The 12,682-nt window shown below is 68.1% G+C and carries 12 protein-coding genes, 1 tRNA gene and 1 other RNA gene; 7 read left to right on the forward strand and 7 right to left on the reverse strand.

The annotated features are described in order from the left end of the window. Positions 1 to 52: 52 nt before the first annotated feature. From IC63_RS14765 to IC63_RS14780, 4 genes are all read right to left on the reverse strand, one after another. Positions 53 to 1,150 carry an ABC transporter permease gene (locus tag IC63_RS14765; protein ID WP_036721740.1) on the reverse strand — a complete coding sequence of 366 codons (1,098 nt, stop codon included), beginning with the start codon at positions 1,148 to 1,150 and terminating at the stop codon, positions 53 to 55. 10 nt (positions 1,151 to 1,160) lie between these two features. Further along, positions 1,161 to 2,237: a microcin C ABC transporter permease YejB gene (locus tag IC63_RS14770; RefSeq protein WP_036721741.1), complete on the reverse strand. Its 1,077-nt coding sequence runs from the start codon at positions 2,235 to 2,237 to the stop codon at positions 1,161 to 1,163. Between the two features lie 34 nt (positions 2,238 to 2,271). Beyond that, positions 2,272 to 4,158: an extracellular solute-binding protein gene (locus IC63_RS14775; RefSeq protein WP_052042285.1), complete on the reverse strand. Its 1,887-nt coding sequence runs from the start codon at positions 4,156 to 4,158 to the stop codon at positions 2,272 to 2,274. A 147-nt stretch (positions 4,159 to 4,305) separates the two neighbouring features. Further along, entirely contained in the window at positions 4,306 to 4,842 is a 537-nt protein-coding gene (locus IC63_RS14780) for a c-type cytochrome (RefSeq protein WP_036721743.1), read from the reverse strand. Positions 4,843 to 5,001: 159 nt separating this feature from the next. Here IC63_RS14780 and IC63_RS14785 point away from each other — a divergent pair, with 159 nt between their 5' ends. Continuing rightward, positions 5,002 to 5,895: a prephenate dehydratase gene (locus IC63_RS14785; RefSeq protein ID WP_052042286.1), complete on the forward strand. Its 894-nt coding sequence runs from the start codon at positions 5,002 to 5,004 to the stop codon at positions 5,893 to 5,895. Between the two features lie 3 nt (positions 5,896 to 5,898). Here the strand turns inward: IC63_RS14785 and IC63_RS14790 are convergent, their stop codons facing one another. Next, positions 5,899 to 6,357: a hypothetical protein gene (locus tag IC63_RS14790; protein ID WP_036721744.1), complete on the reverse strand. Its 459-nt coding sequence runs from the start codon at positions 6,355 to 6,357 to the stop codon at positions 5,899 to 5,901. Positions 6,358 to 6,517: 160 nt separating this feature from the next. On the opposite strand from IC63_RS14790, the gene ffs reads away from it, so the two are divergent. Then, positions 6,518 to 6,614: signal recognition particle sRNA small type (gene ffs / locus IC63_RS17725), an RNA gene on the forward strand. Positions 6,615 to 6,636: 22 nt separating this feature from the next. On the opposite strand, the gene nudC is transcribed toward ffs, so the two are convergent. After that, entirely contained in the window at positions 6,637 to 7,563 is a 927-nt protein-coding gene (gene nudC / locus IC63_RS14795) for an NAD(+) diphosphatase (protein WP_036721759.1), read from the reverse strand. Positions 7,564 to 7,717: 154 nt separating this feature from the next. Here nudC and IC63_RS14800 point away from each other — a divergent pair, with 154 nt between their 5' ends. From IC63_RS14800 to IC63_RS14820, 5 genes are all read left to right on the forward strand, one after another. Next, complete coding sequence (locus IC63_RS14800; protein WP_036721748.1) at positions 7,718 to 9,508, forward strand: DNA polymerase III subunit gamma/tau; 1,791 nt, start codon at positions 7,718 to 7,720, stop codon at positions 9,506 to 9,508. 3 nt (positions 9,509 to 9,511) lie between these two features. Beyond that, the gene (locus tag IC63_RS14805; RefSeq protein WP_036721750.1) at positions 9,512 to 9,865 is read left to right on the forward strand and encodes a YbaB/EbfC family nucleoid-associated protein; all 354 of its coding nucleotides are present in this window, start codon (positions 9,512 to 9,514) and stop codon (positions 9,863 to 9,865) included. Positions 9,866 to 9,869: 4 nt separating this feature from the next. Continuing rightward, positions 9,870 to 10,469: a recombination mediator RecR gene (gene recR, locus IC63_RS14810; protein WP_036721753.1), complete on the forward strand. Its 600-nt coding sequence runs from the start codon at positions 9,870 to 9,872 to the stop codon at positions 10,467 to 10,469. Then, the gene (locus tag IC63_RS14815; RefSeq protein ID WP_198026343.1) at positions 10,466 to 10,969 is read left to right on the forward strand and encodes a thioesterase family protein; all 504 of its coding nucleotides are present in this window, start codon (positions 10,466 to 10,468) and stop codon (positions 10,967 to 10,969) included. The genes recR and IC63_RS14815 overlap by 4 nt, the downstream gene beginning before the upstream one ends. Before the next feature lie 87 nt (positions 10,970 to 11,056). Further along, positions 11,057 to 11,146: transfer RNA gene (locus IC63_RS14820), tRNA-Ser, on the forward strand. Positions 11,147 to 11,963: 817 nt separating this feature from the next. On the opposite strand, the gene IC63_RS19125 is transcribed toward IC63_RS14820, so the two are convergent. Further along, the coding region (locus IC63_RS19125) for a calcium-binding protein (RefSeq protein ID WP_408633585.1) at positions 11,964 to 12,682 on the reverse strand (719 nt) is incomplete at its 5' end.

Here is a 12,682-nt window from a genome sequence, read left to right on the forward strand (position 1 = left end):
AAGAGCCAGACCGGGGGGACCGCGGCAGCGGGCGGGTGAAGCGGATCGGCGGTCATTTGAAGGTCTTGCGCGGGTCGAAGGCGTCGCGGATGCCCTCGAATATGAACACGAGGAGCGACAGCATGATCGCGAAGGTGAAGAAGGCGGTGAAGCCCAGCCACGGCGCCTGAAGGTTCTGCTTGGCCTGCAGCGCGAGCTCGCCCAGCGAGGGCGCCGAGGCGGGCAGGCCGTAGCCGAGATAGTCCAGCGCCGCCAGCGACGAGATGGTGCCGGTGACGACGAAGGGCAGCATGGTCAGCGTGGCGACCATCGCGTTGGGCAGGATGTGGCGGAACATGATCGTGCCGTCCCCCACCCCCAGCGCGCGGGCGGCGCGCACATACTCGAAGTTGCGCGCGCGCAGGAACTCGGCCCGGACGACGCCGACCAGCGCCGGCCAGCCGAACAGGATCGACACGAAGACCAGCAGCCAGAAGCTGCGCCCGAGGATCGCGAACAGGATGATGATGACGTAAAGCGAGGGGGTCGAGCCCCAGATTTCCAGCAGCCGCTGGAAGATCAGGTCGGTGCGGCCGCCGAAATAGCCCTGCACGGCGCCCGCCGCGATGCCGATGACCGAGGCCACCGTCGTCACGATCAGGGTGAACAGGATCGACAGCCGGAACCCGTAGATCACCCGCGCCGCCACGTCCCGCGCGGTGTCGTCGGTCCCCAGCCAGTGCGCCGCGTCCGGCGCGCTGGGGGCGGTGCCGACGTCGTTGATGGTGCGGTAGTGATAGGGGATCGGCGGCCAGATCGCCCAGCCCTTGCGCTCGGCCGCGACCGAGCCGTCGGCCAGCCCGGCCAGCGTGTCCTCGGGGGTGTCGAGGCAGACCTCCATCCCGCCGCTGGCGATCAGGCACTGGACCACCGGGTCCTTGTAGTTCGCCTCGGTCCCGAAATCGCCGCCAAAGGCGGTTTCCGGGTAGAAGCGATAGGCGGGCACGAAGTACTCGCCGCGATAGTTCACCAGGATCGGCTTGTCGTTGGCGATCAGCTCGGCGAACAGCGAGGCCACGAACAGCACCGCAAAGATCACCAGCGACCAGAAGGCGCGGGAATTGCGGCGGAAATTGCGCCAGCGGCGCTGGTTCAGGGGCGACAATGTCATCGGGGCTGGCTCATCCGGCGCGCTTTTCAAAGTCGATGCGCGGGTCGACCAGCACATACATCAGGTCCGACAGGATCCCGACTAGCAGCCCCATCAGGCCGAACACGTAGAGCGTGCCGAAGATCACCGGGTAGTCGCGCTGCACCGCCGCCTCGAAGCCCAGCCGGCCGAGCCCGTCGAGCGAGAAGATCGTCTCGATCAGGATCGACGAGCCGAAGAACACCCCCAGGAACATCGCCGGAAAGCCAGCGATCACGATCAGCATGGCATTGCGGAAGACATGGCCATACAGCACCCCGCGCTCGGTCAGGCCCTTGGCGCGGGCGGTCATCACGTATTGCTTGTTGATCTCGTCCAGAAAGCTGTTCTTGGTCAGCAGCGTCAGGGTGGCAAAGCTGGAAATCGTGGCCGCGATCACCGGCAAGGTGATGTGCCACAGGTAATCCTTGATCTTGCCCAGCGTGCTGAGCGTGTCGAAATTGTCCGAGGTCAGGCCGCGCAGCGGGAAGATCTTCCAATAGGACCCGCCGGCGAACAGCACCATCAGCAAGACCGCGAAGAGGAACCCGGGGATCGCATAGCCGATGATGATGGCGCTCGACGTCCAGGTGTCGAAGGCGGTGCCGTCGCGGACTGCCTTGCGGATGCCCAGCGGGATCGAGATCAGATAGGCCAGCAGCGTGGACCACAGCCCCAGCGTGATGCTGACCGGCATCTTTTCGACCACCAGATCGACGACCGAGATCGACCGGAACCACGACTGCCCGAAATCAAAGCGCAGATAGTCGCCCAGCATCGACAGGAAGCGCTGGACCGGCGGCTTGTCGAAGCCGAACTCCTTTTCCAGCTCGGCGATGAACTCGGGCGGCAGGCCCGAGGCGCCGGCGTATTTCTCGGTCCCGCCGCCCTGCCCGGCATCGCCGCCGCCGGCGATGTTGCGGAACACGTCGCCCTCGCCCTGCACGCGGGCGACGATCTGTTCGATCGGGCCGCCGGGGACGAACTGGGTCAGGGTGAAGTTGACCAGCATGATGCCGATCAGCGTCGGGACGATCAGCAGCAGCCGCCGCAGAAGATATGCGCCCATTCCCGTCCCTGCCCGTCCTGTCCGGTAGCGGCCCTCAGCGGATCGCCCCGGCCTCTTTCAGCCTTGCCGCCTTATCCGCGTCATACCACCAGAAATCAAGCTCACCCAGGGAATAGGGCGGCAGCGTCTCGGGGTGGCCATACATGTCCCAATAGGCGACGGTGTGCTTGCCCTTGAACCACTGCGGCACCCAGAAATGCAGCGCGCGCAGCACCCGGTCCAACGCGTGGACGCGGGTGGTCAGCTCGGCCTGCGTGGTCGCGGCCTCGATCTGCGAGATCAGCGCGTCCACCGCCGGATTGGCGAGCCCCATCGCGTTGAACACGTCGCCGGTGGATTTTGACCCGAAATACTGCTGCAGCTCGGCGCCCGGGATCAGGTCCTGGCCCAGATGCGCGTTGATCAGGTCGAAATCATGGTTGCGCTTGCGGTCTTCCAGCTGCGCGTCGTCGACCCGCTCGTGCATCGCATCGACGCCGAGCGCGCGCAGGTTCTGGACGTAGGGGTTGATGACCCGATCGAAGGTCTGGCTTTCGTTGAGGATCTGCACCCGCAGCGTCTGGCCGTCCTTGCGGCGCAAGCCGTCGCGCGAGCCGTCCGTGATGACCCAGCCGGCCTCGTCCAGCAGCCGCGCCGCCTTGCGCAGGTTGCCGCGGTCCAGCTGGCGTTCGCCGCTGACCGGCGGGACGAAGGCGTCCTGGGTGAATACCGCCTCGGGGATGTCGGCCTTCAGGGGCTTGAGCAGCGCCAGTTCCTCGGGCGAGGGCAGCCCCGTCGCGTGCAGGGGCGAGTTGTCCCAGACCCCCTTCACCCGCTCGTAAAGCCCGTAGAACAGCGTCTTGTTCGCCCATTCGAAGTTGAACATGAGCCCCAGCGCCTCGCGCACCCGCGGGTCCTGAAATTGCGGGCGGCGCAGGTTGATCGCCCAGGCCTGACCGTTGGCGACGTTGCCGTCGTTCAGTTCCTCCTTGACCACCCAGCCGTTCTGGAAGGCCGGGAAGTCATAGCGGGTCGCCCAGATGATCGAGGAGGCCTCGTTGCGGAAGGTGTATTCGCCGGCCTTGAACGCCTCGAAGGCGGATTCGTAGTCGCCGAAATATTCGATGCGGATGCGGTCGAAATTGTTGCGGCCGATGTTGATCGGCAGCTTTTCGCCCCAGTAGTCCGGGTTCCGCTTCCAGGTCACCGACCGGCCGATATCGGCGCTGTCGAACATGTAGGGACCCGACCCGACATAAGGCGTCTTCGAGCTTTCCCCCAGATCATGCTGGCTTCGTTCGAAATCGGCCTTGGAGAACACCGGCAGCCCGCCCGCCGACTGGATCAGGTCGCGGCGCGGATAGTCGGGGGTGAAGGTGAATCGGATGCGGCGGTCGTCCAGCACCTCGGCCGAGGCGATCTGCTGCGCGATCACCGTGCGGAACGACGACAGCCCCTTGTCGCGCAACTGCTCATAGGAAAACAGCACGTCGGCCGCGGTCATCGGGGTCCCGTCGGAAAACCGGATGCCCTCGCGCAGGGTGAAGATCGCCCAGTCCCGGCTCTCGGGGTATTCGACCGTCTCGCACAGCAGGCAATAGGCGGCGCCGACCTCGTCCGCGGTGCCGGTCAGCAGGCTCTCCAGCGGCATGCTCGACAGCGCCGCGGCACGGCCCTTGATCGAGAACGGGTTATAGCTGTCGAACCCGCCCGAGACCCACTCGCTGATCTCGCCGCCCTTGGGCGCGGCGGGGTTCACATAGGCCAGATGCGCGAAATCGGCGGGCAACCTGAGATCGCCGAAGGTGGACACGCCGTGCGACACGATGGTGGGCTCGTCCCCCTGCACGGGGGCCGTCCCCGCCGTTCCGGCGTCCTGCGCCGCCAGCGCGGTTGCGCCCGTCGCCAGCAGCGCCGCCAGCACCAGATTGCGCACGATCATCGGCACCTCCGCTCACATGGTTCCAGTTGAAAGGCTAGGCCAGCCGAGCGAGCCGCTTCAAGCGGCATGTCACATTCGTGACAGGTCCGCGGGACATGAAAAAGGGCGCCGGTGGGTGCCGGCGCCCGTGTGGCCCTGTTGGACGGTTCAGTTCACCGTCTGCAGATAGGCGATGAGGTTCGCGCGGTCTTCGGGCTTCTTCAGGCCGGCAAAGGACATCTTGGTGCCCGGCACGACGCCCTTGGGGTCAGTCAGGAACACCTGCAGCGGCTCGGGGTCCCAGTTGCCTCCATGCGCCTTCATGCCGTCCGAATACGCGAAATCCGCAACGCTGGCGACGGGCCGGCCCATCACGCCGTCCAGATGCGGTCCGGTGCCCTTGCTGCCGTCCAGCTTGTGGCACGACTTGCACTTGCCAAAGACCTTTTCGCCCGCGGCAGGATCGGCCGCGGCCAGCAGCGCGGGGAAATCGACCTGCTCTTCGGCGGCGCCAGCCTCGGCGCCCGCGTCACCACCACCCTCGACCGCGATGGTGTAGGCCTGCGGGGGTGCCTCGCCCTCGGCGACGTGCCCCGAGGGGCCGACGTGATACAGGCCCGACGCCGCCCACGATGTCAGCAGCAGGAACAGAAGCGAACCGATCAGCGCCCCGGCTGCCTTGGTCACCGTCATCGTGTTGAACATCGCGCGAAATCCTCTGGGTCTCTGCCTTGCGTTGCAGGCTATCTATCCGCTTTCACTTTCCCGGTTCAAGGTATAGTTCGACGCCTGCCGCAAAGCCCCGGCGCGGCGTTTCGCCGCCGCATCGCCCGGCCCGCAGACACTATCCGACACAGGTTTTCCATGCCCGACCGCGCGTCCTCCAACCCCGTCCGCAACGGCCGCATCTCGTTTCAGGGCGAACCGGGGGCCTATTCGCACCAGGCCTGCCGGCAGTGGGCGCCCGATCACGAGGCGCTGCCCTGCGCCACCTTCGAGGACACCGTCGAGGCCTGCCGGTCGGGCGCCGCCGACCTGGCCATGCTGCCGGTCGAGAACTCGACCTATGGCCGGGTCGCCGACATCCACCATCTGTTGCCGGAATCCGGCCTGCACATCATCGCCGAAACCTTCGTGCGGGTGCATATCAGCCTGCTGGGCGTGCCCGGTGCGCGGCTCGAGGACGTGACCGAGGCGATGAGCCACACCGTCCTGCTGGGCCAGTGCCGCGAGTTCCTGAAACGGCACGGCATCCGCAGCATCACCGGCGCCGACACCGCCGGCAGCGCGATGCAGGTCGCGCAGGCGGGCCAGCCGCAGCGGGCGGCGCTGGCCAGCCCGCTGGCCGGGGAAATCTACGGGCTGGACCGGCTGGCCGACGAGATCGAGGACCGCCAGAACAACACGACGCGCTTTCTCATCATGGCGCGCGAGGCCGACATGACCCGGCGTCCGAACTCGGCCGGGCGTCCCGACATGCTGACCAGCTTCGTGTTCCGGGTCAGGAACATCCCGGCCGCGCTGTACAAGGCGATGGGCGGGTTCGCGACCAACGGCGTCAACATGACCAAACTGGAAAGCTACATGGTGGACGGGGTGTTCACCGCGACCCAGTTCTATGCCGACATCGAGGGCCACCCCGACGATCCCGCCGTGGCCCGGGCGCTGGAGGAGCTGCGCTATTTCACCTCGACCCTGACCATCCTCGGCGTCTATCCGGCCGACCCGCTGCGGGCCGAACAGGCAGCGGCGCGCTGAGCTTCAGCTGCGCCGCGCCGACAGGTCGGACAGGAAGGCACCCACGCGGTCGGCGAACTTGCGGTCCAGCTGCGCCTTGCCCAGCTTGGCGGTCTGCAGCATCAGCCGGGCCCGCATGTTGCGCGGCTTGGCCTCGACCTCGAAGATCATCCGCGACTTGGACCGGGTCAGGGCGATCACCGTCATCTCGACCGTCAGCCCCAGCGATTCGCCCTCGCCCAGAATCACGATCTTTTCGGGGCGGTCGAACTGGGTGACGTCCATGCGCATGTCGCGGCGCTTGCCGCGCATGTCAAAGCCGATCTCCCACGCCATGCCGGCGCCGGGTTCCTGCGCCGGGTCCAGCCGGCGGACGTCGGCGCCACGGCGGACCAGCATGCGTTCGATCCGGGCAAAGTCGCTGATCGCCGCGAAAAGCTCTTCTGCCGACAGATCCGTATCCTGGCGCAGAGAGAACTTCATCGGGCACATCCAAGGGACTGGGCAATGTCGCGCGCCTCTTAACGGCGCACCCGGGCCGATGCAAGGCAAGCGCCTGGCAACAATTGGAGAGGTCGGGCGGCATTGCCCCGCCGCCCGGCGCGCCCTTGCATCGCCGTGCGCACGGGCTTATCTGGACGGCGAGAGGTTGGCGCGGGCAGGCGCCTCGCCAAACCGGTCAGGTCCGGAAGGAAGCAGCCGTAACGATTCCCGTCTGGGTCGCTGTCCAGCCTCTCACCCCTTCCCTTCAGCCCTCCCCCCTCAGCCGTCGCCTTCAAGCCACCGCGCTAGCAGCCAGCCTGCGATGGCCCCGGCCCGCGGCGCCTTCAGCACCGGATGGGTGCCGGCCATCACCGCGGCCAGTTCTGCGCGGTCCAGCCAGCGGGCGTCCTCCAGCTCGTCAGGGTCGAGGGTGATGGCCTCGCTCTCGGCCTCGGCGGTCATCCCGAACATCAGCGACGCCGGGAACGGCCAGGGCTGGCAGCCGGCATAGCGCACGGCGCCGACGCGGACGCCGGTCTCCTCCAGCACCTCGCGGGCGACCGCGGCCTCGATGGTCTCGCCCGGCTCGATGAAGCCGGCGAGGCAGGAATACATCCCCTCGGGCCAGCCCGGAGAGCGTCCGACCAGCACCTTGTCGCCGCGCGCGACCAGCATGATGACGACGGGGTCGGTGCGTGGGAAATGCGGGGCGTGGCAGGACGGGCAGACCCGCTGCCAGCCGGATTCCCGCGGTTCGCTGGGCTGGCCGCAGGCGGAACAGAAGCGGTGGCTGGCGTGCCAGCCGGTCAGCGCCCGCGCGGTCGCAGCGATCTCGGCGTCCAGCGCCGGCAGCCGGGCCATCACCCCGCGCAGCTCGACGAAGCGGCCCTGCGGGATCTCGGGGTGGACCTGCTCGGTGGGGTCGAAGAACAGCTGCGTCTCGGGCAGGCTGGGCGGCGTCCAGGCCGAGATGTCCACTGCGGCGACCGCCTGCCCCGCGTCCAGTCCGATCAGGATCGGCGGCGCTCCCTCGGTCAGCGCCGGGTGATCCGGGGGCAGCCGCACCAGCCGTTCATCGGGCGTGATGCAGATCTTGCCGCGCCAGACCGGCGTGACCGCGACGCCGTCCCGCCAGCTCTCGCGCCCGCGTAGATGCGCCGCGCGGTCCAGCCCGCCGCCCGAAAATGCCATCGCCGTCCGGTTCATGCGCGCCCCCTGCCCCGACCGCGCCACCCTGACCGCGCCCGCCGGGAAAGCCAAGGCCACGGCGGCTGGCCTGGTGTCACGGTGCGCACCGGCTCCTCCGTTGCCCTCGGCCCGCCATCCCCCTACATTCCCGCTGACCCGACCCCGAGGCCCCATGTCTGACCAACCCGCCTATCAGGTGCTCGCCCGCAAATACCGCCCCGAGACCTTCGCCGATCTCGTCGGCCAGGACGCGATGGTCCGCACGCTGAAGAACGCCTTCGAAGCCGACCGCATCGCCCAGGCCTTCATCATGACCGGCATCCGCGGGACCGGGAAAACCACTACCGCCCGGATAATCGCCAAAGGCATGAACTGCATCGGGCCCGACGGCCAGGGCGGGGCGACGACCAGCCCCTGCGGGGTCTGCGAACACTGCGTGGCCATCGCCGAGGGCCGGCATGTCGATGTGCTGGAAATGGACGCGGCGTCTCGAACCGGCGTGAACGACATCCGGGAAATCATTGAATCGGTTCACTATCGCGCGGCCTCGGCGCGCTACAAGATCTATATCATCGACGAGGTTCACATGCTGTCGACCAGCGCCTTCAACGCGCTGCTGAAGACGCTGGAAGAACCCCCGCCGCACGTGAAGTTCATCTTTGCCACCACCGAGATCCGCAAGGTGCCGGTCACCGTGCTGTCGCGCTGCCAACGCTTCGACCTGCGCCGGATCGAGCCCGAGGTGATGATCGCGCTGCTGCGCCGCATCGCCGCTGCCGAGGGGGCCGAGATCACCGGCGACGCGCTGGCGCTGATCACCCGCGCCGCCGAGGGCTCGGCCCGCGACGCGACGTCGCTGCTGGACCAGGCGATCAGCCACGGCGCCGGGGAAACCACCGCGCCACAGGTCCGCGCCATGCTGGGGCTCGCGGATCGCGGCCGGGTGCTGGACCTCTTCGACATGATCCTGCGCGGCGCCGCGGCCGAGGCGCTGGCCGAACTGCAAAGCCAGTATGCCGAGGGCGCCGACCCGCTGGCCGTCCTGCGCGACCTGGCCGAGATCACCCATTGGGTCAGCCTTGTGAAGATCACCCCCGAGGCCGCCGAGGATCCGACCGTCGGCCCCGACGAACGTGGCCGCGGCCGCGACATGGCCGAACGGGTCCCGATGCGGGCGCTGACCCGGCTGTGGCAGATGCTGCTGAAGGCGCTCGAGGAGGTCTCGGCCGCGCCGAACGCGATGATGGCGGCGGAAATGGCGATCATCCGCCTGACCCATGTGGCCGACCTGCCCGACCCCGAGACGCTGATCCGCCGCGTGCAGGCCGGTCAGGCCGCGGGCGAGTTCACCCGCGCGCCCGCTGCCGGCGCGCCGCAGGGCGCGGTGCACGCGCCGCGGATGGCAGCCGCCCCGCCCTCGGCCCCGGCGATGCGCCGCGCGGCCGGCGGCGCCGCGATCGCCGCCGCGCCGGAACCGCAGGCGGCGGCCGATGCGCTGGCGGCCTATCCCGACTTTGCCGCCGTGGTCGAGCTGATCCGCCGGATGCGCGACATGGTGCTGCTGACCCAGGTCGAGGATCACCTGCGGCTGGTCCGCTATGCCCCCGGCCGGATCGAGTTCCAGCCCACCCCGAACGCTCCCCGCGACCTCGCCCAGCGTCTGGGCGAACGGCTGCGCGGCTGGACCGGCGGCGCCCGCTGGGCGGTGTCGGTCGTGGACCAGGGCGGCGGTCCGACGATCTCCGAAGACAAGGCCCGCGCCCGCAGCGCCGCCGAGGCCCGGGCGCTGGAAAACCCGGTGATCGCCGCGATCTTCGCCGCCGCTCCCGGTGCGAAGTTCGCCGCGATCCGCGACGAAACCCCGCCTGCGCCGGCCGAGGACACCCCGGCGGACCCCCACGCCACGCTGCAGGGCGGGCTGGCCGAGGCCGAGGAATGGGACCCCTTCGAGGACGAGGAGTAAGCGATGAAGAACCCCTTTGGCGGCCTGGGCGGCCTGGGCGACATGGCCAAGATGATGAGCGCCGCCCGCGACATGCAGGGCAAGGTCGAGGAATTCCAGAAATCGCTGGAAGCGATCTCGGTGACCGGCGAGGCTGGCGCCGGGCTGGTGCGCGTCACTGCCACCGCCAAGGGCGACCTGACCGCGATCGAGATCGACCCCTCGATCTTCGTGCCCTCGGAAAAGCAGGTGGTCGAGGACCTGATCCTTGCCGCCATCAAGGACGCCCAGGCCCGCGCCACCGAACGCGCCCAGTCCGAGGCGCAGCGGCTGGCGCAGGAGATGGGCCTGCCGCCGGGGATGAAGCTGCCCGTCTGAGCCGATGGCCGAAGGCTCGGACGCCATCCAGACGCTGATCGCGCAGGTGGCGCGGCTGCCGGGGCTCGGCCCTCGCTCGGCGCGCCGCGTGGTGCTGGCGCTGATCCGGCGCCGCACCGGGCAGATGGCACAGCTGGCCGCGCTGATGGCCGAGGTCGCGGAGCGCTCGCGCGAGTGCACCCGCTGCGGCAACGTCAGCGAATCCGAGCTGTGCCCGATCTGCGCCGACCCTGCCCGCGCCAATGGCGAGCTGTGCGTGGTCGAGGACGTGGCCGACCTGTGGGCGCTGGAACGCGGCCGGGCCTTTCGCGGCCGCTATCACGTCCTGGGCGGCACGCTGTCGGCGCTGGACGAGATCGGCCCGGACGAGCTTGGCATCCCCCGCCTGATCGCCCGCGTGGGCGATGAGGGCATCGCCGAGGTGATCCTCGCCCTGAACGCCACGGTCGAGGGCCAGACCACCGCCCATTACATCGCCGAGGCGCTGGTCAGCACCCCCGTCGCGGTCACCGTGCTGGCGCAGGGCGTCCCGATCGGGGGCGAGCTGGACTATCTGGACGACGGCACCATCAACGCGGCGCTTCGCGCCAGGCGGCGGCTGTGAGCGGGCCGTTCGTCTCGGCGCCGATGCCGGTGCGGCCCGAGTGGGCCGATTACAACGGCCATCTGAACATGGCCTATTATCACGTCCTGTTCGACACCGCGCTGGACGTGGTGCTGGAGCCGCTGGGCCTCGGCCCCGAGGTGGCGCGCGACACCGGCCAGTCGGTGTTCACCGCGCAGGCACAGATCCATTACCTGCGCGAGTTGAACATCGGCGACAGCGTGACGGTGGAAACCCGGCTGATCGCCCATGACGCCAAGCGCCTGCACTATGTCCAGACCATGCGCCACGCCGAGGCCTGGGTCGCGGCGATCAACGAGGCCCTGGTGCTGCATGTCGATCTGACCACCCGCCGCGTCACCCGATGGTCGCCCGAGGTCGAGGCGCGCATCGCGGACACGGTCGCCGCCCATGCCCCCTGCCCCTGCCCGAGCAGGTCGGCCGCCGCATCGGCCTGCCCCGCGGCTGAGCGGCACCGGCCTGTCTTGCGCCGCCCGTGACCCTGCCGCCAACATTCTTCGCTGGGCCGTCATGGGGCGGCGCAAACGCCCTTGCTCCTGCCCGCCCCGGCCGCTAGACGGTGCGGCGGAGACGTGGCCGAGTGGTCGAAGGCACACCCCTGCTAAGGGTGCAGACGGGAAACCGTCTCGAGGGTTCGAATCCCTTCGTCTCCGCCATTCCATATTGATTTCAAGAGATATTTTGGCGACGTTCGCGGTTTACCCGCCAAAATGCCCGCCATGCTGAAAACGCTTGGATGCTGCATGATGCGACAGGCGGCCCCGGCCTGCCTAGGCGCGATGAACCAGCGGCCTAGCTCATTTTCTGAATCGCAGATGCGTTCTGGGCGCTGGGCTGCCGGTCAGCGAACGGAAACCTGCCAGCTTTCACCCCGCTCCTCCCCCAGAGTTTAAGCGCACCCGCCTCATTCGTGACCGGCGACCCGATGCGTTTTCACTCGAAGCTGCCCGGCGACAGGGTAGGACTTCAGGGGGGCTGCACAGCGCCCACGGCTGCGCCCCACTTGGCATCTCCAACTCTGCTCAGCCCAGCGCAGGCGGGGGTGGGCGGAAAGTCTTGCATCTCTGATGGCACCGACCCGTCTCGTCTCTCACGCGCAGATTATTTCCGGTGTCTGAATTTTCCTGCGCCGCGTGAATATTCACTCAAGGCCGGGCAGATGGTCGCGGCTCTCCCTGACCAGCTTGTTGACTAGGGCGCGTAGCTCTACCGCCTCGCGTGAGCGCTCTCCGTGGCGCCAGTTCGGATGCGCTGGGCCGGGCGGAGCGCCCCCGTAAGCACCATGAACGCGGCAGACGCTCCAGCCAGTTACGGCAGGGGCGCGGCATGGCTTGCCCGTCCGCTTGGCCGTGGCCCTGCACCGGGGCGCCGCATTGGCCCGGTCCATGGGGTTAGTAGCGTCACTCTGCGCCATCCATCCTCCTCTCGTGCCCGACCTTATCAACAACGACTTCGGTCCTGCTTAGGGAGGCACTACATCAGGAGCCACTCGTCCGTTGCGACCGTCTGGTCGGTGAACTGCAGGTTCTCGATGTTGGCGAAGCGGTCGATGCCGTCGGCGCGGGTGCCGCCAATGTGGCTGACCTGGTAGAGGCCATCCACGATGTCGATCTGGTACTCGGACCGTGCACCCAAAAACACGAGCGTATCACTGCCTGCACCACCGTCGATCAGGTCCTGCCCGTAGCCGCCAAAGAGGGAGTCGTTCCCGTTGCCGCCATTGAGGGTGTCCCAGCCCAATCCTCCGTAGAGGCGGTCATTGCCCTCACCGCCGTATAGATTGTCGTTCCCAGCCCCTCCATACAGGACGTCATTGGTCAGGTGGCTGCCCGACGCGTAAATGTAATCGCCCTGCGCCGAGCCCGTCAGGGTACGGGCCAGCGACGATACGGAATAACTGTAGATGCTGACCCCTGCGCCCGTCACCGCGCTGGCGTTGATATGATGGGTGGCCAGGGCCGTCCCCTGTATCGGCACCAGCACACCGACTGTGCCGTTGTCTTTCACCTCGACCGAGTCGTACCCCCGCGTGATGCTGACTTGTGAATACAGGGATTGCGCGGCCTCGGCGTTGTTGCAGAAGTCCGCCCGCGGAGGATTCACGGCGGGAATCCAGTCGGTTAGGCTGGGGGCATGAGCAAGCCTTCTCCCGCCCGCTACCGCACGACGAACTGGTCCAGCTACAACGACGC

Source organism: Paracoccus sphaerophysae, from assembly GCF_000763805.1.
Taxonomy (GTDB): domain Bacteria; phylum Pseudomonadota; class Alphaproteobacteria; order Rhodobacterales; family Rhodobacteraceae; genus Paracoccus; species Paracoccus sphaerophysae.